The sequence below is a fragment of the Janthinobacterium sp. J1-1 genome (genome assembly GCF_030944405.1).
Taxonomy (GTDB): Bacteria; Pseudomonadota; Gammaproteobacteria; order Burkholderiales; family Burkholderiaceae_D; genus Janthinobacterium.
The window spans coordinates 5953689-5976610 of sequence record NZ_CP132339.1; the positions used below are offsets into that span (position 1 = coordinate 5953689).

The 22922-nt window shown below is 63.3% G+C and carries 17 protein-coding genes and 1 other RNA gene; 6 read left to right on the forward strand and 12 right to left on the reverse strand.

From position 1 onward, the window contains the following. Window position 1: 1 nt before the first annotated feature. Window positions 2-1372, reverse strand: a complete 1371-nt coding sequence (locus Q8L25_RS27160) for a cache domain-containing protein (protein ID WP_308922346.1) — start codon at window positions 1370-1372, stop codon at window positions 2-4. A gap of 243 nt (window positions 1373-1615) precedes the next feature. Between Q8L25_RS27160 and Q8L25_RS27165 the strand changes: the two genes are divergently transcribed. The 4 genes from Q8L25_RS27165 to Q8L25_RS27180 all read left to right on the forward strand — a co-directional run bounded on the left by Q8L25_RS27165 (window position 1616) and on the right by Q8L25_RS27180 (window position 9104). After that, window positions 1616-3676: a carbon starvation CstA family protein gene (locus tag Q8L25_RS27165; RefSeq protein WP_308922347.1), complete on the forward strand. Its 2061-nt coding sequence runs from the start codon at window positions 1616-1618 to the stop codon at window positions 3674-3676. Further along, window positions 3676-3876: a YbdD/YjiX family protein gene (locus Q8L25_RS27170; protein ID WP_308922348.1), complete on the forward strand. Its 201-nt coding sequence runs from the start codon at window positions 3676-3678 to the stop codon at window positions 3874-3876. The genes Q8L25_RS27165 and Q8L25_RS27170 overlap by 1 nt, the downstream gene beginning before the upstream one ends. Window positions 3877-4105: 229 nt before the next feature. Beyond that, a complete protein-coding gene (locus Q8L25_RS27175) occupies window positions 4106-6940 on the forward strand; it encodes a response regulator (protein ID WP_308922349.1) in 2835 nt (944 codons plus the stop codon). Window position 6941: 1 nt separating this feature from the next. Next, on the forward strand, window positions 6942-9104 hold the full coding sequence (locus Q8L25_RS27180) for an EAL domain-containing protein (RefSeq protein WP_308922350.1): 2163 nt from the start codon (window positions 6942-6944) through the stop codon (window positions 9102-9104). On the opposite strand, the gene Q8L25_RS27185 is transcribed toward Q8L25_RS27180, so the two are convergent. The 7 genes from Q8L25_RS27185 to ubiD all read right to left on the reverse strand — a co-directional run bounded on the left by Q8L25_RS27185 (window position 9073) and on the right by ubiD (window position 16655). After that, on the reverse strand, window positions 9073-10209 hold the full coding sequence (locus tag Q8L25_RS27185; RefSeq protein WP_308922351.1) for an esterase-like activity of phytase family protein: 1137 nt from the start codon (window positions 10207-10209) through the stop codon (window positions 9073-9075). The genes Q8L25_RS27180 and Q8L25_RS27185 overlap by 32 nt on opposite strands. A gap of 119 nt (window positions 10210-10328) precedes the next feature. Then, complete coding sequence (locus Q8L25_RS27190) at window positions 10329-11546, reverse strand: CaiB/BaiF CoA-transferase family protein (RefSeq protein WP_308922352.1); 1218 nt, start codon at window positions 11544-11546, stop codon at window positions 10329-10331. 3 nt (window positions 11547-11549) lie between these two features. Then, window positions 11550-12140: a recombination mediator RecR gene (gene recR / locus Q8L25_RS27195; RefSeq protein WP_308922353.1), complete on the reverse strand. Its 591-nt coding sequence runs from the start codon at window positions 12138-12140 to the stop codon at window positions 11550-11552. A 47-nt stretch (window positions 12141-12187) separates the two neighbouring features. Next, window positions 12188-12514 (reverse strand): YbaB/EbfC family nucleoid-associated protein, encoded by a 327-nt coding sequence (locus Q8L25_RS27200; protein WP_034759121.1) that lies wholly within the window; start codon window positions 12512-12514, stop codon window positions 12188-12190. 31 nt (window positions 12515-12545) lie between these two features. Further along, window positions 12546-14795 carry a DNA polymerase III subunit gamma/tau gene (locus Q8L25_RS27205; RefSeq protein ID WP_308922354.1) on the reverse strand — a complete coding sequence of 750 codons (2250 nt, stop codon included), beginning with the start codon at window positions 14793-14795 and terminating at the stop codon, window positions 12546-12548. A gap of 154 nt (window positions 14796-14949) precedes the next feature. Next, window positions 14950-15048, reverse strand: an RNA gene (gene ffs, locus Q8L25_RS27210) — signal recognition particle sRNA small type. Between the two features lie 122 nt (window positions 15049-15170). Continuing rightward, window positions 15171-16655, reverse strand: coding sequence for a 4-hydroxy-3-polyprenylbenzoate decarboxylase (ubiD, locus tag Q8L25_RS27215; RefSeq protein ID WP_308922355.1), 1485 nt, complete (start codon window positions 16653-16655; stop codon window positions 15171-15173). 476 nt (window positions 16656-17131) lie between these two features. Here ubiD and Q8L25_RS27220 point away from each other — a divergent pair, with 476 nt between their 5' ends. Continuing rightward, a complete protein-coding gene (locus Q8L25_RS27220; RefSeq protein ID WP_374694209.1) occupies window positions 17132-18064 on the forward strand; it encodes a transglycosylase SLT domain-containing protein in 933 nt (310 codons plus the stop codon). Between the two features lie 122 nt (window positions 18065-18186). Here the strand turns inward: Q8L25_RS27220 and nusB are convergent, their stop codons facing one another. The 3 genes from nusB to ribBA all read right to left on the reverse strand — a co-directional run bounded on the left by nusB (window position 18187) and on the right by ribBA (window position 20420). Further along, complete coding sequence (gene nusB, locus Q8L25_RS27225) at window positions 18187-18654, reverse strand: transcription antitermination factor NusB (protein ID WP_308922356.1); 468 nt, start codon at window positions 18652-18654, stop codon at window positions 18187-18189. Between the two features lie 89 nt (window positions 18655-18743). Next, window positions 18744-19226, reverse strand: coding sequence for a 6,7-dimethyl-8-ribityllumazine synthase (gene ribH / locus Q8L25_RS27230; RefSeq protein WP_094445951.1), 483 nt, complete (start codon window positions 19224-19226; stop codon window positions 18744-18746). Between the two features lie 72 nt (window positions 19227-19298). After that, entirely contained in the window at window positions 19299-20420 is a 1122-nt protein-coding gene (ribBA, locus tag Q8L25_RS27235; RefSeq protein WP_308922357.1) for a bifunctional 3,4-dihydroxy-2-butanone-4-phosphate synthase/GTP cyclohydrolase II, read from the reverse strand. 277 nt (window positions 20421-20697) lie between these two features. On the opposite strand from ribBA, the gene Q8L25_RS27240 reads away from it, so the two are divergent. After that, complete coding sequence (locus Q8L25_RS27240) at window positions 20698-21123, forward strand: OsmC family protein (RefSeq protein WP_308922358.1); 426 nt, start codon at window positions 20698-20700, stop codon at window positions 21121-21123. Here the strand turns inward: Q8L25_RS27240 and Q8L25_RS27245 are convergent. After that, window positions 21107-22849: a hypothetical protein gene (locus Q8L25_RS27245; protein WP_308922359.1), complete on the reverse strand. Its 1743-nt coding sequence runs from the start codon at window positions 22847-22849 to the stop codon at window positions 21107-21109. The two genes, Q8L25_RS27240 and Q8L25_RS27245, sit on opposite strands and share 17 nt — an antisense overlap. Window positions 22850-22922: the final 73 nt, after the last annotated feature.

A 22922-nucleotide genomic window follows, 5' to 3' on the forward strand; every position in this document is an offset into this window, starting at 1 on the left:
GTCATCGTTGTGGATTGAAGGGCAGGCGCGCCAGCACCACCGTGCCGCCGGGCGCCGAGGCGATATGCAGGCTGCCGCCGATGGCTTCCATGCGTTCCGTCATGTTGCGCAGGCCGATGCCGCGCTGCGGGTGCAGGGCGATGCCGTCGGCGTCGAAGCCGCCGCCATTGTCCTCGATGCGCAGCTCGACCACGCCGTGTGCTTCGCGCAGGCCGACCAGCACTTCGCTGGCATTGGCATGACGCTCGCTGTTGGTCAGCGCTTCCTGGGCGATACGGAACAGCACCGTATTGACCATGTCGGGCAAGCCTTCGCCGGCATCAGGCGGGCTGGCCGCAAAGCTGGCCTGGGCGCTGCTGCTGTCATTGTATTCGTGCACCAGGTGGTCGAGCGCGGCGCCCAGGCCCAGGTCGTCGAGGATGGCCGGGCGCAGATTGTGCGAAATGCGGCGCACTTCGCCGAGCACCTTGTTCAGTTGCTCGGCGGCCCGTTCGAACGTGGCCGGCGCCTTCGCCTGCTGTTCGGCATTGCCGGACAGGCGCGCGATGCCGGCCTCGATCTGCAGCTTGATCGACACCAGCCACTGGCTGATGCCGTCATGCAGATCGCGCGACAGCCGCGCCCGCTCCTCCTCCTGCGACTCGACCACCCGCTGCGCCAGCACTTTCAGCTTGGCGTCGGCCACGCGCAGTTCGCGGATATTGAGCACCAGACCGCAGCCGGCCACCACCAGCGCACCGAGAATGGCGATGGCCGCGATCCACAGCATGGTCGAGCGGATATTGGCGAACTGCTGGGCGCCGACCTTGGCCAGCGCCTGGTCCACATCGTCCATATAGATGCCGGTGCCCATCATCCAGCCCCATTCCGGCATCAGGATCACATAGCCCAGCTTTGGCGCCGACTTATTGCTGGACGGCTTGACCCAGTTGTAGCGCTCGAAGCCGCCGCCGCTCCTGGCACGCTGCAGCAGGCGCTGGATGGTCAGATTGCCGTTCGCGTCGCGCAGCTCCCACAAATTCTGCCCCACCAGTTCGGGCTGGCGCGGATGCATCAGCGAATTGCCTTGCAAATCGTAGATAAAGAAATAGCCGTCGTCGCCATAGCTGAGCGCGGCCAGGATGCGCTTGGCCTCCTCTTGCGTGGCGGCATCCTTGCGGCCCGACTTGACCAGCTTGGCAATCGAGTGGCTGGCCAGGGTCACATAGTGCCGCAGTTCCGACTCCTTGCTGGCCAGGTAGGCCTGCTCGATGGTGGCGCGCTGCTGCTCGGCCAGGATCAAGGCCTGGTGGCGCACCGCAAAGGCGATCGCGCACATGGCCAGGATCAGCGGCGTGATGGCCAGGAAGATGACTTTCTGTCGTAGTTTCATGACCTGGCGCAATGGTGGTGGATGGTAGTGGATTGAAGCGTCGAGACTGCGATTTTACGCGGCTGCCTGCCGCCCGGCCTGCGTAGTAATACTGAGCGTTACTGCGTAGTGCTGCGCTTGCCAGCATTATACGGTTGGTGAATACTCGGCATAAGCTGCGCATACTGAACAAACTGGCAACGACCAGGGCACGACAGGGTAACCAATACAGGGTGCAGCGCCCGTCAAATTTCTGGAGGAAGCATGAACCGCATTTTCAAACAGCTCGGCTGGGCAGCGCTTGCGCTGGCCGGCGCGGCGTCACTGGGCGTGGTCGCCCTGCAACGCGGCGAACCGATCAGCGCCATCTGGATCGTGATCGCCGCCGTCTGCGTCTATCTGATCGCCTACCGTTTCTACAGCCTGTTTATCGCCGACAAGGTCCTCGGCCTGGACGCGCGCCGCATGACCCCGGCCTTCAAGCACAACGATGGCCTGGACCACGTTCCCACCAATAAATACGTGCTGTTTGGCCACCATTTCGCGGCGATTGCCGGCGCCGGCCCGCTGGTCGGCCCGGTGCTGGCCGCGCAAATGGGCTACCTGCCCGGCATGCTGTGGATTTTGGCCGGCGTGGTGTTTGCCGGCGCGGTGCAGGACTTTATCGTGCTGTTCATTTCCATGCGCCGCGACGGCCGCTCGCTGGGCGACCTGATCAAGGCCGAGCTGGGCGAGATTCCCGGCATGATCGCCCTGCTGGGCTGCTTCATGATCATGGTGATTATTTTGGCCGTGCTGGCCCTGATCGTCGTCAAGGCGCTGACCGGCTCGCCATGGGGCAGCTTTACCGTGATGGCGACGATACCGATCGCCCTGTTCATGGGCGTGTACTCACGCTTTATCCGCGTGGGACGTATCGGCGAAGTGTCGATCATCGGTTTCATCCTGCTGATGCTGGCCATTATCGGCGGCCAGTATGTGCAGGAACACGCCGTGCTGGGCGCGATGTTCACCTTTACCGGCACCGAGCTGACCTGGATGCTGATCGGCTACGGCTTTGTCGCTTCCGTGCTGCCCGTGTGGCTGCTGCTGGCGCCGCGCGATTACCTGTCCACTTTCCTGAAAATCGGCACCATCGTCGGCCTGGCGGTCGGCATCATCGTCGTCGCGCCTTACCTGAAAATGCCGGCCATGACCAAGTTCATCGACGGCTCCGGCCCGGTCTGGTCGGGCAATCTGTTCCCCTTCCTGTTCATCACGATTGCTTGCGGCGCCGTGTCCGGCTTCCATGCCCTGATTTCGTCGGGCACCACGCCGAAGATGATTGAAAACGAAAGCCATGCCCGCTTTATCGGCTATGGCGCCATGCTGATGGAATCGTTTGTCGCCATCATGGCCCTGGTGGCCGCCTCGACCATCGAGCCGGGCATCTATTTCGCCATGAACAGCCCGGCCGCGCTGATCGGCACCACCGCCGAGTCGGCCGCGCAGGCGATCTCGCAATGGGGCTTTTATGTGACGCCTGAAATGCTGACGCAAACGGCCAAGGACGTGGGCGAGCACACCATTATCTCGCGCGCCGGCGGCGCACCGACCCTGGCGGTCGGCATGGCGCAGATTCTGTCCGGCGCCATCGGCGGCAAGGCCATGATGGCGTTCTGGTACCACTTCGCCATCCTGTTCGAAGCGCTGTTCATCCTGACCGCCGTCGACGCGGGCACCCGCGCCGGCCGCTTCATGCTGCAGGACTTGCTGGGCAGTTTCGTGCCAGCGCTGAAACAGACGGAAAACGTGATCGCCAACCTGCTGGCCACGGGCCTGTGCGTGGCGGCCTGGGGCTACTTCCTGTACCAGGGCGTGGTCGATCCGCTGGGCGGCATCAACACCTTGTGGCCGCTGTTCGGCATCGCCAACCAGATGCTGGCGGCGATTGCGCTGATCCTCGGTACCTGCGTGCTGTTCAAGATGAAGCGCGGCCAGTACGCATGGGTAACGATTACGCCCACCATCTGGCTGCTGCTGTGCACCCTGACGGCCGGCTGGCAAAAGATTTTCGACGCCAATCCGCGCGTCGGTTTCCTGGCCCATGCCGACAAGTACTCGGCGGCGCTCGATGCGGGTCAGTTGCTGGCGCCGGCCAAGTCGGTGGCGCAGATGCAGCAGATCATCTTCAACGACTACCTGGACGCGGGCCTGGCCGGCTTCTTCGTGATCGTGGTGATCAGCGTGCTGTTCTTCGGCATCCGCACCATCCTGAAGGCGCGCGCCGACAGCAAGCCCAGCACCAGGGAAACGCCGTACCAGGCCATGCCGACGGTGCCATAATGATCGATGAAATCCTCAAGGCAGGCCGCTATCTCGGGCAAAGCATGCGGCTGATGTGCGGCCTGCCCGAGTACGATACCTATGTGGCGCACCGGGAAATCACCCATCCCGGCGAGCCGATGATGACGTACGAGGAATTCTTCCGCGAACGCCAGGAAGCGCGCTACGGCGGCGCTGGCAAGCGCGGCGGTTGTTGCTGATGACGCTACGCTGATCTTTTCTTTATCTCACTCCGCATCAGAAGGCTGGGGTCAGACGGGGACGCCAAGTCCCGACGGGTCTGACCCCTTTTTTTGTTTGGTTCCCCTCCCCTCTGTCCCCTTCCCTATCTTTAGACCCACATCAACATCCGGGTCAGCCATCACGCTTATATTTTTCCTATGGGAATTAATTAAAAAATAGCAATATTGCCCGGAGGATGTCCGTCCCATGTTCAACTTTCAACGCGCCAGCATCAGCCAGAAACTGACCATGATCTCGGTGTTGTCCTCCGGCAGTGCGCTGCTGCTGGTGTTCGTGGCGTTTGCCGCCACGGCCGTGCTCAGCCACAAGGAAGACGAGAGCCGCCAGTTGCTGTCGCTGGCCGGCGTGATCGGCGCGGCCGGCGCGGCGCCCATGCTCGCGGGCAAGACGGGCCAGGCGCAGCAGTTGCTGGCCGCCCTGCAGGCGCGCGACGAGATCGTGCAGGCGGCCCTGTATGACCGCCGCGGCAAGGTGTTTGCCGTGTATCGCGCCGCGCAGCCACGGCTGGAAAGCGCACCGGCCGAGGCGATGGCGCCGGAGCGTTTGTCCGAACTGCTGGCCGCGCCCGTGACGCCCGGTGCGCGCGCCGCGCTGGCGCGCTCGATGCGGCTGTACCGCCCCGTGCTGCACCACGACGAAGTGGTCGGCGCGATCATGATCGAAACCGATCTGTACCAGATGTGGCGCGATATCGTGCGCCACTTGGGCGCCATCAGCGGCGCCACCATGCTGTCGTTCCTGGTGGCGCTGATACTGGCCGGGCGCTTCAAGAGCCTGATCGCCGAGCCGATTACCAAGCTGATCGATACGGCAAAAAAAGTGTCGAGCAGCCAGACCTACAGCCACCGCATCGCCCACCAGCGCAGCGACGAGCTGGGCGTGCTGATCGACAGCTTCAACGACATGCTGGCGCAGATCGACAGCCGCGACAGCACCCTGGCCAGTTACCGCGACCAGTTGGAGCGCCAGGTGAGCGTGCGCACCGAGCAGCTGGAAAAGGCCAAGGACGCGGCCGAGGCCGCCAGCCAGGCGAAAAGCGCATTTCTCGCCACCATGAGCCATGAAATCCGCACCCCCATGAATGGCGTGCTGGGCATGACGGAACTGCTGCTGGCCAGCGCGCTCACGCCGCAGCAGCGCCACTACACCAGCATGGTCCAGCGGTCCGGGCAGAATTTGCTAGTGATCATCAACGACATCCTCGACTTTTCCAAGATCGAGGCGGGCAAGCTCAGCGTCGAATATATCCGCTTCAATTTCCGCGAGCTGCTCGACGATATAGAACATGTGTTCACGCCCCAGGCGGAAGCGAAAAATATCCGCCTGGAATTCGATATCGCCAATGATATTCCGATCGCCATCTGCGGCGACCCGAACCGGCTGCGCCAGATCATCGTCAACCTGCTGGGCAACGCCATCAAGTTCACCGAAACCGGCAAGGTCACGGTGAAGGTGGAAGTGTGCCGCGAGGACAACCCCAGCGTGGGCCTGCGCTTCGAGGTACACGACACGGGCATCGGCGTATCGAGCGAGGCACGCTCGCGCATCTTCGATTCGTTTTCGCAGGCCGACGGTTCCACCACGCGCAAGCATGGCGGCACCGGCCTGGGCCTGACGATTTCGAAGCAGCTGGTGGAGCTGATGGGCGGGAAAATCGGTGTCGATAATGCTTTAACGCAAGGCTCCATCTTCTGGTTCGACGTAAATTTCGATAAGCGGCGCGTCGACAGTGACGATCCATCTTTCAATCTGAACAGCACGCGGGGGATACGCGCCTTGATCGTCGACCACACACCTGCCAGCCGCGCCGTGCTTGAACGCCAGATGGCCAGCTGGCACATCGCCAGCGACAGCGCCAGCTCGGCCGGCGACTGCCTGGCCAGGCTGCGCGCCGCGGTCGATGCCGGCCAACCCTACACGGTGGCCCTGCTCGACATGGAACTGCCGCGCACCAGCGGCCTGGCGCTGGCCGCCACCATCAAGAGCGACCCGCAGCTGGCCGAACTGAAACTGCTGCTGCTGAGCACCGAACGGGGCGCGGCCGACCCGGTCCAGCGGCGCGAAGCGGGGGTCGCCTTCCAGCTGATCAAGCCGGCGCGCGAATGCGACCTGTTCGACTGCATCGTCACCGCGCCGCGCGCCAGCGAAAGCCTGCGCATCCATCCGCCGCATGCTGCCCGGCAAACTAGCCGCCGGCAACGGCGCCGCGTGCTGCTGGCCGAAGACAATCCCGTCAATGTCGAAGTGGCGCTGGCCATGCTCGACAGCCTGGGGCTGGACGTGGTGTGCGCCCACAACGGCGAGGAAGCGCTGCACGCGGCCCGCGCCGAAGAGTTCGACCTGGTGCTGATGGATTGCCAGATGCCGGTGATGGACGGCTTTGCGGCCACCGCGGAAATCCGCCGCCATGAACAGCACGCCAGCCACGCGCGCATGCTGCCGATCGTGGCGATCACCGCCAACGCGCTGCAGGGCGACCGCGAATCGTGCCTGGCGGCCGGCATGGATGATTACCTGAGCAAACCTTTTACCCAGCAGGAACTGGCCAACACCCTGGCGCGCTGGATCGCCCTGCCGCGCGCGGCCACCGTGCACCATGCGGACGAGGTCATCGATACGCCGCCGGCCAGGCCGCAAGCGGTGAACTTGCCTGCGGTGGAACCGTCGGCCGAACTGAATCTGCAGGCGCTGGACAATATCCGCGCCCTGTCCGGCACGGGAGGTGAGGTTTTGCTGGAAAAAGTCATCAACGCATTTACCGGCGACACGCCGCGCCAGCTGGCCAGCTTGCGGGTGGCGATTGCCGCGCAGGATACCGAGGCCATGCGCAGGGTGGCGCACAGCCTCAAGTCCGGCAGCGCCAACGTCGGCGCCGACGCGCTGGCGCTGCAGTGCAAGGAGATGGAAAAACTGGGTCGCGCCGGCAGCACCGACGGCGCGGCCAGGCTGCTGCACAGCATGGATCAGCAATTCCTGGCGGTGCGCGACGCCTTGGGCAGACTCCTCGTGAAGGAACATTGACATGACAGCGCCTATCTCTCCCAAACGCGGCCTGGTGCTGGTGGCCGACGACGACCCCGTGATGCGCCTGCTGATGCGGCAAATGCTGACGCAAGTGGGCCTGGACGTGATCGAAGCCGAAGACGGCGTGCAGGCGCTGGCCAGCTACAAGCTCAAGGGTCCCGACCTGGTCATGCTCGACGTCGACATGCCGGCCATGGACGGCTTTGGCGTGTGCCGCGAAATCCGCCGCCAGGAAGGCAATGTCACCGTGCCCATCATCATGGTCACGGGCGGCGACGAAATCGAGGCCGTCACGCACGCCTATGAAGTGGGCGCCACCGATTTCATTTCCAAGCCGATCAACTGGCCGATCCTGGGCCACCGCGTGCTCTACGTGCTGCGCGCCAGTGACGCCATCGCCCGCCTGCGAATTGCCGACGCACACAACCGCGCCGTGCTGGCGGCGATTCCCGACACCTTCTTTCGCCTGAACCGCGACGGCTATTATCTCGACTACGAACAGGGCCACGACGCCAGCGCAGGCTTTTCCATAGAGAACTGCGTCGGCAGCCATATCAGCGACGTGCTGCCGGCCGAAATCGCCGCGCGCCTGGTCGACCAGATGCACAAGGTGCTGGCGACCCAGCATATCCGCTCGGTCGACTACACACTCACGCATGCCGACAGCACGCGCCACTTCGAGGCGCGGCTGGTGTCGACAGGCCCCGACGAAGTGCTGGGGCTGGTGCGCGATATCAGCGAACGCAAGCGCACGGAAGAACAGATACGGCGCCTGGCGTATTGCGACAGCCTGACCGGCATCCCGAACCGGCAGGCGTTCCTGGAAACCCTGGAACGCGAACTGGTGCGCTCGAAAGAGCACGACAAGAAATTTGCCGTGCTGTTCATGGATCTCGACGCCTTCAAGCGCGTCAATGACACCCTGGGCCATGACGTCGGCGACCATCTGCTGAAAATCGTCTCGGAACGGCTGCGTGAAACCATCCGTCCCAGCGACCTGGTGCTGCGCGCCGAACATGAACTCGACGGCCAGTCGGGCGGCAGCAACCTGGCGCGCCTCGGCGGCGACGAATTCACCATCCTGATCCCCGACCTGGAACGGGTGGAGGACGCGCTGAACGTGGCGCACCGGGTCAAGGAAGCCATGCGCCGGCCCTTCATGATCGCCACGCATGAAATCTTCGTCACCGCCAGCATCGGCATTTCGCTGTACCCGGAAGACGGCGAAGACTGCAATTCCCTGCTGAAATATGCCGACACGGCCATGTACCACGCCAAGAGCTGCGGCAAGAACAACGCCAAGCTCTACAGTTCTTCGCTGACGATGGAAATCATGAGCCACGTCAAGATGGAAGTGGGCCTGAGGAAAGCCCTGCAAAACAACGAGCTGTATTTGCTGTACCAGCCGCAGATCGACGTGCCCAGCACCCAGATCGTCGGCGTGGAAGCGCTGGTGCGCTGGCGCCATCCGGAACGGGGCATCATCTCGCCCACCGAGTTCATTCCGCTGGCCGAGGAAACCGGGCTGATCGTGCCGATCGGCGAATGGGTGCTGCGCACGGCCTGCAGCCAAGCCAAGGCGTGGCAGCGCGGCGGCCAACAGGCGATACGGATGGCGGTCAACCTGTCGGCCAAGCAGTTCAAGGATGAAAACCTGATGCAGATCGTGCTGTCGGCGCTGGCCGATACGGGCCTGGACGCGCGCCTGCTGGAACTGGAATTGACGGAAGGCACGCTGATGGATGACGCGCTCGCCACCATGGTGACCCTGGAGCAACTGCGCGGCATCGGCGTCTACCTGTCGATCGACGACTTCGGCACCGGCTATTCGTCGATGAATTACCTGAAACGCTTCGACGTGCGGGCCTTGAAGATCGACCGCAGCTTTATCGCCGGCCTGCCGCAGGATGCGGAAAACGCGGCCATCACGCGCGCCATCATCGCCATGGCGCATGGCCTGAAAATGGTGGTGGTGGCCGAAGGCGTGGAAACGGACGAGCAGTTGCTGATGCTGGAAGAGTACGGCTGCGACATGGCCCAGGGCTACTTTCTGGGCCACCCGTCGCCGCACGATGCGATCTCGGCCATGCTGGCCCGGCAGGCGCACCCGCCCGCCAGCACGGCTGGCGTTACAAGACTTCGAAGACGAGGAGTTGCGTGACTTGCTGGGGGTTGAAATTATCGTCCGACACCATCACCAGGCTGCGCCGGCCATTGGCCAGGCGCGGCCCCCAGGCGATGCCTTCCAGGTTGTCCACGCGCGGCAAACCGATCTTTTCCAGGTCCAGCAGCAGGCGCTTGCGCGCCGGCACGTACCGCGCCCCTTTCAGTGCCGGCAGGTCCTTGATATCGGTGGCGCCGGCCACATCCATTTCATAGAGACGCACATGATTCGCATACAGGCCGTCGGCATCCTCCACGCCGGCCCGTTCCACGATCAGCAGGCGGTGGTCATCGATGGCCAGGATTTCCGACACGCCATTGTCGGCATTGCGCCCCGGCGCCGGCGTGGATGCGATCGGCTCGATGTCATACGCGTATTGCGCCAGCACCTTGCCTGCACGGTCCAGTTGGGTGATGCGCACCACGGAGCCGCGCTCGGGCGTGGCCAGCGGGCCGTCCTGGTAGATAGGCGCTTCCATGCCCAGCCACAGGCTGTTGCCATCGGCTGAGAACGACAGCCCTTCGAAGGTCATGTTGTTGCGCGAACCGAGTTCCTGCTGGCTGACCTTGAACATGGGGGGCGTGGGCAAGGTCGCCAGAAACCGGCCGTCGCGGCTGGCGTGCGCGACAAACGGATCGAGGCCCACCTTGCGGTTGCCTTCGCTGCCATACCAGAGGCTGCCATCGACCGGATCGACACGGATGGTTTCGATATCGGGTACCTGGTCGCCACGGTCAAGCCTGGCGTGCGCCAGGTTCGGGTAATTGCCGCCAGCGGCCTGCTTGAAGAAATGCACGCTGTTCAGGGTCACGCCGGAAAAACCGTTGCTGTCGTAGTTCAGGCTGGCGCGGTAGAAACGGGCTGGATTGAATTCCGAGCGGTCATCGCTTTCCAGCACCCAGTCGCCGCTGGCCGCATCGTAGTCGATGCCGGACAGGCCGCCGACCAGGGTGCCATTGAACGGCTGCTTCAAGGCGATGCGCTGTTCGCCGATCAGGCGCAGGCTGGTGATAGGACTGTCGGCGGAGACCGTGGCGCAGGCGGAGAGCAATACGATGGCCGATGCCACGGCGGAAATGGCGCGCAAGGGGAGAAAATTCACGATATTCCTAAGTGCGTAGGTCGAATTAGCGTGGCGTAGCCACGCGTAATCCGACAACATTGTTGGCGGTAAATGTCGGATTACGCGCCATGCGCTAATCCGACCTACCATTTCGTTGGTCACACCACGCCATCAGCCTTGAGCCTGGCAATCGCCACCGCATCAAACCCCAGCGACGCCAGCACCTCGTCGTTGTGCTGCCCCAGGGTCGGTCCCAGCCATTGCGTCTTGCCCGGCGTGGCCGACAGCTTCGGCGTGATGGCCGGCAGCTTGACGGGGGTGCCGTCGGCGAACTGGTGCTGTTCGAACATGTCGCGCGCCAGGAATTGCGGGTCGCTCATCATGTCGCGCACGGAATAGATTTTGCCGGCGGGGACATCGGCCGCCTTCAGCACGGCCATTGCGCTATCGATGGTATGGGTGGCGCACCAGGCGCCGATGGCCTCGTCGATTTCCCCGGTGCGCGCGACGCGCCCATCGTTGCGGGCCAGTTGCGGGTCGCCCGCCATGTCGATGCGGCCCATGGCCAGCATCAATCGCTTGAAGATGGCGTCGCCATTGCCTGCGATCACGATATTCTCGCCGTCGCCGGTGGTATAGGTATTCGACGGCACGATGCCGGGCAAGGAGCCGCCCGTGCGTTCGCGCACCACGCCGGCCTGGTCGTATTCGGGCACCAGGGACTCCATCATGTTGAACACGGCTTCATACAGCGCCACGTCGACCATCTGCCCTTCGCCGCTTTCCTTGCCACCGGTGACGTCGCGATGGCGCAGCGCCATCATGGCGCCGATCACGCCATGCAGGGCCGCCACCGAGTCGCCGATTGACACGCCCACGCGCACGGGTGGGCGGTCGGCAAAGCCGGACACATAGCGCAGGCCGCCCATCGATTCGCCGATGGCGCCAAAGCCGGGCAAGTCCTTCATCGGCCCCGTCTGGCCGAAGCCGGACAGGCGCACCATGATCAGGGAGGGTTTGTCTTTCTTCAGTTGCTCGTAGCCGAGATCCCACTTTTCCAGCACGCCGGGGCGGTAGTTCTCGATGATGATGTCCGCTTCCAGCGCCAGCTGGCGCGCGATGGCGCGGCCCTCGGGCGCCTTCAGGTTCAGGGTCAGGCTTTTCTTGTTGCGCGCCTGCACCGACCACCACAGCGAGGTGCCGTCTTTCAGCACGCGCCAGGAACGGATCGGATCACCGCCATCGGGCGACTCGATCTTGATCACATCGGCGCCGAATTCGGCCAGCATGCGGGCGCAGAATGGCCCGGCGATCAAGGTGCCCAGTTCCAGCACCTTGATGCCGGCCAGTGGTCCAGTGGAAGTGGTTTTTTCCATGTCTTAGGTTGCCCTGCGGTCCAGCATCGCGCGCGCAATCGTGCCCGCGTCGACATATTCCAGTTCGCCGCCCACCGGCACGCCGCGCGCCAGGCGGCTCACGCGCAAGCCGCGCGCCTTCAGCATTTCGCTGATGTAATGGGCGGTCGCTTCGCCTTCATTCGTGAAATTGGTGGCCAGCACCACTTCCGTGACCACGCCATCGTTGGCGCGGCCCAGCAGTTTTTCAAGATGGATGTCTTTCGGGCCGATGCCGTCCAGCGGCGAAAGCCGCCCCATCAGCACGAAATACAGGCCCTTGTAGGTCAGCGTCTGCTCGATCATCAGCTGGTCGGCCGGTGTTTCCACCACGCACAGCAGCCGCTTGTCGCGGTCGTCGTCGAGACAGTTCTCGCAAATCTCGTGTTCGGTAAAAGTGTTGCACAGGGCACAGTGATGCACGGCATCAACGGCCTGGAACAGGGCGCGCGACAGCATGGCCGCGCCTTCCCGGTCGTGCTGCAACAAGTGAAACGCCATGCGCTGCGCCGACTTGGGGCCGACGCCGGGCAGGCGCCGCAGTGCCTCGGTCAGGAATTCCAGCGACTTGGACATGGATCAGTCCACTCCGGCCGCGGTGATCGGGCGCATGCGGCAGGTCATCAGAATGGCATTTTGAAGCCGGCTGGCAAGTTCATGCCGCCAGTCAGGCCTGCCATTTTTTCGGCGGAGGTCGCTTCGGCCTTGCGCACGGCGTCGTTGAAGGCGGCGGCCACCAGGTCTTCCAGCATGTCCTTGTCATCGGCCAGCAGCGACGGGTCGATCGACACGCGCTTGACGTCGTTCTTGCAGGTCATGACGATTTTTACCAGGCCGGCGCCGGACTGGCCTTCCACTTCCACCAGCGCCAGTTGTTCCTGGGCTTTTTTCATATTGTCCTGCATTGCTTGTGCCTGCTTCATCAGGCCAGCCAGTTGATTTTTCATCATGGGAAATGCTCCGTATTATTTATCAAGTTAATCAATGCAGGGTCGGCGCAGTGCCGGCCGGTGCAGGTGTAATCGTCCCCGGCACCACGAAGGCGTCGAATGTACGCTTCATATCGAGCACAAAGGGGTCGGTTTCAATGGTTTCTTCGGCTTGCCGCTGGCAGGCCTCGCGGTGGGCCTGCGCTTCGGCGCTGGCCGTGTACCAGACGGCGCCCAATTCCGTATCGACATTGACCTTGCGGCCAAAGCGTTCGGCCAGGGCCGCCGCCAGTTTTTCCACGTTGGCCGGGCTGCGCCAGGTATCGATCGGCACGCGCAGGCGGAAGGTGGTGCTGTGGCCATCGTGCAGGCATTCGATCAGCTCGGCTTGCACGGCCAGCTGCTGGGCCACGCCGCGCAGCGGCAGCACGGCCGCCACGGCCGGCCAGTTGCCGTCCCAGTCCAGGCCCGGCACGGGCGTGATCACATACGGCGCGCTGGGCGCGGCCTGCTTGGGCGCGCGCTGCGGCATCACCACGGCCGGCTGCTCGCCGCTGGCCTGGGCTGGCGCACTCTGCACGGCGGCCGAGGCGCTGTCGTCGGAAAATTCGGTGACCCAGGGCGGCAGGTCGTCGTCAGGCTCGGATTGCGGCGGCGGCGCCTGGCGCGCGGGAGGAGGTACTGGCGCAGCTACCGGCGCCGCCTCGATCACGGCCACGTCCGGGACCGGGCTATCGTCCCACGGCGCGGGCGACCTGGCGGCGGCCGGGGCTGGCGGCGTGGCGCGCACCGGTGCGGGGGCGGCAGGCGCGGCGGCCACCGGCGCTGGTGCAGGTGCCGGCGCTTTCGGTGCCGAAGCCGGCGCCGACGGTGCGCTGCCCGGACGGCCTTTCGAGGCGGCGCGGGCCGCTTCCAGCGCCGCATTGATGGCGGCGCGGGCCGAGCTGACCGGCGCGGCGGAGGCGGCCGGCGCCGGTGCGGGCGCGGCGGCGGTCGGGGGTGGTGGTTCGCTGCGCGCCATGGTCGCGGCGGCGGCGGCCACCACCGCCGGTGGCGGAGTCGGCGTCACGGCCGCATGGCTGGCCACGCTGTGCGCGGCGGCCCGTGCCGGCGGCGCAGGCTGGGCGGCGGGGCGCGCGGCGGCGGGACGGTTCACCGGGGCGCTGGCGGGCGCGGCGGCCGGCAAGCCTTCGGCGCCACCCATGCCGGGACGAAACGCCAGCATGCGCAGCAAGGTCATGGAAAAGCCCGCGTACTCATCGGGCGCCAGGCCCAGTTCATTGCGGCCATGCACGGCGATCTGGTAGAACAGCTGCACTTCCTGCGCGTCAAAGGCGGACGCCAGGCGATTGATGTCGGCGTATTCCGGCAAATCCTGCGGCACGGCGGCCGGCACGCTTTGCGCCAGCGCGATCCGGTGCAGCAAGGTGCCCAGGTCTTGCAGGGCATTGTTGTACGACAGGCTGCGCGAGGCCATCTCGTCGGCCACGGCCAGCAAGTCCGCACCGTCCTGTTTCGCCAGTGCATCCAGCAGGCGCACCAGGTAGGACTGGTCGAGCGCGCCCAGCATGCCTTGCACGGCATCGAGCGTCACTTCGCCGGCCGCATAGGCGATCGCCTGGTCGGTCAGCGACAAGGCATCACGCATGGAGCCGTGCGCACCCTGGGCCAGCAGGCGCAAGGCCGGCTGCTCGAAGGCGATGCCCTCCTGCCCCAGGATATTGTCGAGGTGGCTGATGATATGGCCGGGCGGCATCTGCTTGAGGTTGAACTGCAGGCAGCGCGACAGCACGGTGACGGGAATCTTTTGCGGGTCGGTGGTGGCCAGGATGAACTTCACGTGCTCCGGCGGCTCTTCCAGCGTTTTCAGCATGGAATTGAACGCATGATTGGTCAGCATGTGCACCTCATCGATCATATAGACCTTGAAGCGTGCATTGCTCGGCGCATACACCGCCTGCTCCAGCAGCTGCGCCATTTCATCGACGCCGCGGTTCGACGCCGCATCCATCTCTATATAGTCAACGAAGCGTCCCGCGTCGATCGCCGTGCACGCTTCGCACTGGCCGCAAGGCTGGGCCGTGATGCCGCCCGTGCCATCCGGGCCGATGCAATTGAGCGACTTGGCCAGGATGCGCGACAAGGTGGTCTTGCCGACGCCGCGCGTGCCCGTGAACAGATAGGCGTGATGCAAGCGGCCACTGTGCAGCGCGTGCGTGAGCGCGCGCACGACGTGCTCCTGGCCGACGAGCGTCTCGAAATTCTTGGGGCGGTATTTACGGGCGAGGACTTGATAGGACATGCTGAGATTTTACCATGCGATGTTGCGGTGATCCTGCGCGGCGGGCGCAAGCCTCATGGCCGGGCCAGCCAAGGCGGCAATTGTATCGCATGACCAGAATCCCTCGCCAAAACAAAAAAGCTGCCCTGGGGCAGCTTTGCGATTGTTTCCCGAAGGAGGCGAGCCTGATCTGCGGCACTCATGGTTAATAGCCGTGGCTGCTTCGTTCCCGACCTGACCAGGTTAGCCATGCCACGATGCGCAGGGGCCCGCCGGGGGTAATTATAACCGGTCTGGAGGCAATTGGGGAAGCAAGCTGAAATCCGGGGTCAGCCCCCCTCGCCCGTTCGCTCCAGCCTCAGAGTTTGCGGCATTGAGGGTCTGACCCCAGCCCTTCTACAGCCCCAGTTCCTGCCAGATACCATCCACCCTGGCCTTGACCTCCGGCGTCATGGCGATCACCGTGCCCCACTCGCGCGTGGTTTCACCGGGCCATTTATTGGTGGCATCGATGCCCATCTTGCTGCCCAGGCCGCTGATCGGCGACGCAAAATCAAGGTAGTCGATCGGCGTATTGTCGACCAGCGTCGTGTCGCGGATCGGATCGACGCGGGTGGTAATGGCCCAGATGACCTCCTTCCAGTCACGGATATTGACGTCTTCGTCGACCACCACGATGAACTTGGTATACATGAACTGGCGCAGGAAGCTCCACACGCCGAACATCACGCGCTTGGCGTGGCCCGCGTACTGCTTCTTGATCTGCACCACGGCCATGCGGTAGCTGCAGCCTTCCGGCGGCAAATAGAAATCGGTGATTTCGCTGAACTGCTTTTGCAGCAGCGGCACGAACACTTCGTTCAGCGCCAGGCCCAGCACGGCCGGCTCGTCCGGCGGCTTGCCGGTGTAAGTGGAGTGGTAGATCGGGTCGCGCCGCATGGTGATGCGGTCGATGGTAAATACCGGAAAACTGTCCTGCTCATTATAGTAGCCGGTATGGTCGCCATACGGCCCTTCCAGCGCGTGCTCGTAGCCGCTCGGATGGTTTGCGTCAGGATAGATATGGCCTTCCAGCACGATCTCGGCCGAGGCCGGCACGCGCAGTTCGCTGCCGATGGCTTTTACCAGCTCCGTGCGGCTGCCGCGCAGCAGGCCCGCGAACTGGTATTCGGACAGGCTGTCGGGCACCGGCGTCACCGCTCCTAATATGGTCGCGGGGTCGGCGCCGAGCGCGACGGCGATCGGATACGGCTTGCCACGGGTCTGCAGCGCGTGTTCGCGGAAGTCCAGCGCGCCGCCCCGGTGCGCCAGCCAGCGCATAATGACCTTGTTACGGCCCAACACCTGCTGGCGGTAGATGCCCAGGTTCTGGCGCTTCTTGTTCGGACCCTTGGTGATCACCAGGCCCCAGGTTATCAGGGGCGCGACATCGCCGGGCCAGCAATGCTGGATCGGCAGGCGCGCCAGGTCGACATCATTGCCTTCCCAGACGATTTCCTGGCACTTGGCGCCACGCAGTTCTTTCGGCGACATGTCCCACACCGATTTCACCAGCGAACCCAGGCCCAGCAGATCCTTGAAATCCTTAGGCGGCTCCGGCTCCTTCAGGCGCGCCAGCACATGGCCGATCTTGCGCAATTCGCTGACATCCTCGGCGCCCATGCCGAGTGCCACCCTGCGTGGAGTACCGAACAGATTGGCCAGCACCGGCATGTTATGGTTGGTCGGATGGTTGAACAGCAAGGCCGGTCCGCCCGCGCGCAAAGTGCGGTCGCAGACCTCCGTCATCTCCAAATAGGGGGAAACTGGCGTCGAAATGGCCTTAAGTTCGTCCATTTGTTGCAACTGAGAAATAAAATCTCGCAAATCTGAATATTTCATGTGTTTTTAAATTTTTTTGACGTGGGACGCCGTTGCTGAAGGAACTATGCCAAGTAATTGATTTTATTGGCTTTTGGCACAATGCAAGACAAAAAGTAAGACATAAAAGTAATAAAGAATGAATTCGTTAGTATTGACTTGATATAAAACGGCTCTTACAATTCGCCCAACTTGAACGAGGACGCCGGCCCAGAGCTTGATTTTAGCGTCTCTCATTCATTCACGGAGTCGGGGCTCCACATGACATTTTAAGGAGTGTTTTCAAAAGGCGTCTGCCTTACCCCCGGTAAAAGTTGTATTGCAACTGATCCAATACCACAGGGACCGATCAGCTCAAGCAAGCAATGACGGCGTCTCTCGCGCGCATCCATACGCGGCGACAGACGATGATATTTCTGATGCACGGCATTGGCAGCACCCATCACCGCGAGACAGCGGAGGGACTGCCTGTTGACGCGACATTTCGGGGAAACTCTATGACTCATCGTAGCACTGAAGCAGCCTTGCCTGTTTCAACCGTGGCTGGCCAGCCAGCGTTGGCGCGTTTGCGCGCGCGCGCAACGGCAATCTCGGCACGTGGCGTGCTGACCACCGCCCAGCACACACTGACCGTGTTCGGCATTTCCGCTCTTGCACTGATCGCCTTGCTGATGTTCCGCCCTGACCTGGGCAAGCAACTGACGCACAGCCTGTTCCCGCTGCCAATGACGGAAGCGCAAGCCGTCGAAGCACCGGCCCTGTCGGCACTGATGGCAGCGCCCGCTTCCGTACAGACCGTCACAGCCGCCGACACCGCGCTCACCAAGGAAGAAAAAGCCTTGCTGGGCACGCAAAAGCAGCAGCAGTGGGTCACCACCTGGCTGTCCAAGCGCTACCGCGTGGCCAACGACGCAACCAATATGCTGGTCTCGACGGCCTATCTGACGGCGCGTGAAATCAAGCTCGACCCGCTGTTGATCCTGGCCGTGATGGCCATCGAATCGGGCCTGAACCCGTTCGCGGAAAGCCCGGTCGGCGCGCAAGGCCTGATGCAAGTCATGTCGAAAGTCCATCATGAGCGCTTCCAGGAAATGGGCGGCGTGCAAGCGGCCTTGAATCCGGTCGCCAATATCCGCGTCGGCTCGCTGATCCTGAAGGATTACGTCACCCGTGGCGGTTCGGTCGAAGCCGGCCTGAAAACCTATGTCGGCGCCGCCAACTTCGCCACCGATTCGGGCTACGGCTCGCGCGTGCTGGCCGAATACCGGCGCCTGAAGCAAGTGTCGGCCGGTCAGCGCGTGCCGACCAGCAATGCCGTGATGGCCTCGAATACGCCAGCGCCAGCCAAAGCCGCGACAGCCATGCCTGTCGCGGAAACCGGCAGCCTTACCATCAAAGTAGTACCTCACAACGAGATCGCCGGTCTGTGACCCCTTGAAGGCGCTCCTGGCGCCCTCCAGTAAAAAAGCCACCGGTACTTGCGTACGGTGGCTTTTTTCATGTCCTGCGGCATCAACCGCCGGACATGCACTATATATATAGTGTGCGCGGATTACTTGCGCTTGCTGGCGACTTCGTCCTCGCGGAACTTCGCTGCCAGTTTGTCCAGCACGCCATTGACATACTTGTGGCCGTCGATGCCGCCAAACGACTTGGCCAGCTCCACCGCTTCATTGATGACGACGCGGTAAGGAATCTCCACGTTGTTTTTCAGTTCGAATGCGCCGATCAGCAGGATGCCGTGTTCGATCGGCGACAGTTCGGCGATATTGCGGTCGATCAGCGGCGCCATGCTTTCGCGCAGCGCTTGCGAATCCTTGATGGCGCCGTACAGCAGCACCGTGAAATGATCGCCGTCCGCTTTGTCGAAGCCGTGCGCCGCGCGAATATTGTTCACGACGGTGGTCGCATCTTCATTGTTCAGCAGCCACTGGTACAGCCCCTGCAAGGCAAACTCGCGCGCGCGGTGACGCGGCGTGCGGTTTTTGCTGGGATTGGCGAGCAAATTTTTCTCAGTCATGATTGTTACCTGTTCTAAATACTTCTTACTGCAAATAGTGACGTATACCGCAGGGCATCCTGACAATGCCGCCGCGGCGCAAGCACGATTTAATCTTCGTCTGTGTCTTGCAACTCTTCCAGCGCTTGCGCCAGATTGGCCATTTCCACTGCCACGCGTGCCGCTTCCGCACCCTTGACCAGCATGCGTACTTCGGCCTGCTCGTCGTTTTCGGTCGTCAACACGGCGTTGGCGATCGGGATGCCGTAATCGAGACCGATGCGCGTGATGCCTGCGCCCGATTCGTTCGATACCAGCTCGAAGTGATAGGTTTCACCGCGTATCACGGCGCCCAGTGCGATCAGGGCGTCGAATTGCTCGGTTTCCGCCATCTTCTGCAGAATCAGTGGAATTTCCAGGGCGCCCGGCACGGTCACGTGCAGGATATCTTCATCGGCCACGCCCAGCTTGCTCAACTCTTCCAGGCATGCCGACAGCAAGCCACCACCGACGATTTCATTGAATCGTGCCTGGACGATACCGACGCGCAAACCTTCGCCGGCAAAATTGGTTTCATAAGTTCCTACAGTCATCTTGTGCCTCTTTATCAGTTGGCCGGCGGCGGCGCGATTGCGCCAGGCCGCCGGATGCTTCAATCAGTTCAATCAGGTGCTGCTCTGGCCAGGGTGGCACTGAAAACCCGTTACCTCCAGGTCGAAACCGACCATCGACGGCATCTTGCGCGGGCTGGCCAGCAATTGCATCTTGCTCACGCCCAGGTCGCGCAGGATTTGCGCACCGATGCCGTAGCTGCGCAGATCCATGCTGGCGGCACGGCCTTTCGGCTTGGCTTGCGGCGTGTCGAGCGCGGCGAACTGGGCAAACAGCTCGCCTGACGTTTCGCCACAGTTCAGCAATACCATCACGCCCCGCTCGGACTGCTTGATGGCGGCCATCGAGGCTGCCACGGTCCAGGAGTGGGTGGTCGCTTCGCTTTCCAGCACGTCCAGCAGCGACACCGGCTGGTGCACGCGCACCAGCGTTTCCAGGCCGGCGGCCAGGTCGCCATGCACCAGCGCCAAGTGGGCCGACGCGCTGGGCTTGTCGCGGAAGGCGATCATGCGGAACTCGCCGTGGGCGGTGCGCAAGGTACGCTCGGCAACGCGCTCGACCAGCGATTCGGTCTGGCTGCGGTAATGGATCAGATCGGCAATCGTGCCGATCTTCAGGCCATGCTGCTCGGCAAACACCAGCAGGTCCGGCAGGCGCGCCATGGTGCCGTCATCCTTCATGATTTCGCAGATCACCGACGCGGGCGTCAGGCCGGCCATGGCCGTCAGGTCGCAACCGGCTTCGGTATGGCCTGCGCGCATCAGCACGCCGCCCTTTTGCGCTTTCAGCGGGAAGATATGGCCAGGCTGGACGATATCGGTCGGCTGCGTGCCCTTGTTGACGGCCACCTGGATGGTCCTGGCGCGGTCGGCGGCGGAAATACCGGTGGTCACGCCTTCGGCCGCTTCGATCGACACCGTGAAATTGGTGCCATAGGCGGTGCCGTTGCGCGACGTCATCATCGACAGGTTCAGCTCGTCGCAACGCTCTTCGGTCAGGGTCAGGCACACCAGGCCGCGGGCATGGGTGATCATGAAATTGATTGCTTCAGGCGTCACGAAATCGGCAGCAAGCACCAGATCGCCTTCATTTTCCCGGTCTTCTTCATCGACCAGTATCACCATGCGGCCGGCGCGCAATTCAGCGACGATCTCTTCGGTGCTGGAAATAGACATCTTCATCCTCTTGGTAAACTGAAACATCGAGAGCGAACATTCCACGATTTTCCGGGAATTTTCTTGGAGCCTGCTATTTTAAAGGATTTACGTGTTTCAGACCTGAAATAAGAACAAGCGGCGGCCATCTGCGCCCGCACAACACCCGGTCACATGGCAGGCGACACCCGGCTTGCAAATCACATAAGATCGATGGTGGCCCGCATCAGGGCCGGCAAGCCGCGCAGGCTCCGCCCGCGCATCTCCCCATTTTCTGCACACTCACAGGAGCGTTACCATGAAAACAAGCGGTTCAGCCGTCTGGTCAGGCGGCATCAAGGATGGCAAGGGCGCCATCAGCACCAAAAGCGGCGCGCTGCAAGCGTATCCCTACGGCTTTGCCAGCCGCTTCGAAGGCAAGCCCGGCACCAATCCGGAAGAGTTGATCGGCGCCGCCCACGCGGGCTGCTTCACCATGGCGCTGTCGCTGATCCTCGGCGAAGCGGGTTTGACGGCCGAGCAAATGGACACCACCGCCGAAGTGACCCTGGACAAGCAGGACGACGGCTTTGCGATTACCGCCGTGCACCTGGTGCTGAAAGCGAAGATTCCGGGCGCCGACCAGGCCAAATTCGAGGAACTGACCGCCAAGGCCAAAGCCGGCTGCCCCGTGTCGAAACTGCTGAACGCGCAAATCACCTTGGACGCTACACTCCTGGCTTGATATTTTTAATCGGCGTCACGGGCGCAGCCTGCGTCACGGGCGCCACCAGTGGCCGCTGCGATTCGGCGGCGGTGATTGGCCGCCCCATCAGGCCCGGATTCAAGGCGGCGTTGTTAATGTTATAGGCGGCAATCGCCGCCGCCACCGCCGGATCTTGCGAAGAAGGCTGTTGCACGGCCTGGGCGGCATTCTGCGCCGCCTGCTGCTGGGCTTGCGCATTTTGCTGCGCCTGCTGGGCTTGCGCCGTGGTGACCAGACCCGCATCCAGCTGCACCTGCGCTTCGCGCGCCACGGTTTGCGCGCGCTCGGTCGCTGCCTGGGCCGCCCGCTGCGCTTCGCTGGCGGCCAGTTGCGCCTTCGCCGCGTCGTCGGCCGCCTGTTGCACCTGCTGCTGCAATTGCGCCTGGAGCGTCTGCTCGGTCTGCGCCTCGTCCACGCGCTCGTCTTCCACCCGCGCCGCATCCTGCTGCCGCAGGGCAGTTTCCTGCGCCACCCGCTGCGTTTCCAGGTCTTCGCGCTGGACCCGCTCGGTCTGCAAACGATCCTGCTCGCCATCAAGCTGCTGGGCCGGCACTGCCGGGTTGCCGCGCTGCGCTTGTTGAGCCAGCTGAGTCTGCTGTAATTGCTGGGCCGCCTGCAAGGTGCCCGCCTGGTCCAGCTGCGCCTGGCTGGCCTGGGCCGCTTGCAAGGTGGCATTTTGCTGCAACTGCTGTTGCTGGCGCAGTTCCTGCAAACCCTGGGTCAGGTCTTCCGTTTCCAGCTGCTGCTGCACTTCCAGCTGGCGTTGGGCGAGTTGCTGCTGCTGGACAATCTCCTGCTGCTGGGCCAATGCTTGCGCTTGTTCCGCCTGCTCGGGCTGCACAGCCGGCTCCGGCTGCGCGGCTTGCGCCACGGTGGCGGCATTCAAGTCGGTGGCATTGATATCGGCCGGCACGGCTTGCGGCTGGAAGGCCAACGGGTCCTGGCCTGCCACCTCATCCTGCAAGGGAAAGGCCAAGGGCGTCTGCGCCACGCTTTGTTGGGCTTGTTGCACTTGCTCGGCTTGGGTTTGCGGTGGCAGCGGCGCGTTCAAGTCGTCCACCGCCTGCGCGGTGGCAGGCACGCCCTGCTGCAGGCTCAGCGCGGCGCCCACTTCGGCCAGCACGTCGCTTCCCTGCTGCAAGACGCTCAACGTGCCAACCCGGTCGCTTTCGAAGGCCGCCTGCAGGGCGGCCACGTCGACAGGGCGATTGTTTTGCAGGTCGATGCCGATGCGCGCCAGGTCAGCTTGCGTCAAGGCATCGGTATTTTGCGCCAGCGCCTCGGAAGCGCCCGGGGTGACCTGGCCGCTCAGCAAGGCAAAGCGCTGCGCCAGGTCGTCCTGCGAGCCGGCCGTCATGGCCAGTTGCCCCGCATCTATGCCGCTTGCGCGCAGCTGGGCAAACGAGTCGCTCAACTGCTGGGCCAGCGCCACCAGGGCGTCGTCGGCCACCACCGCCGGGTTGGCCGCACGCGCCGCCTCATCATCGATCCCCTGCAAGACAAGCAATTGCCGGCGCGACAAGGCGACGCCGGACAAATATTGCCCCAGCGGCGAGATATCGACCTGGGTCGACGAAACAAGAGGATTAACGAGCGCCGCATTGGTCAGGATGGCGGCCGAGGCCGGCGTGACCGCAGCGGCGGTGCCGATGCGGGTAGAGGCTGGCACCACATTGGCCAGCGTCGCGGACGAGACGGGATCCATGGCATTCCTTCGCAGCGCAAAGCACCATTATGCGCGCTTGCTGGAAAAGGAACATACGGTTGAGAGCCGCTAT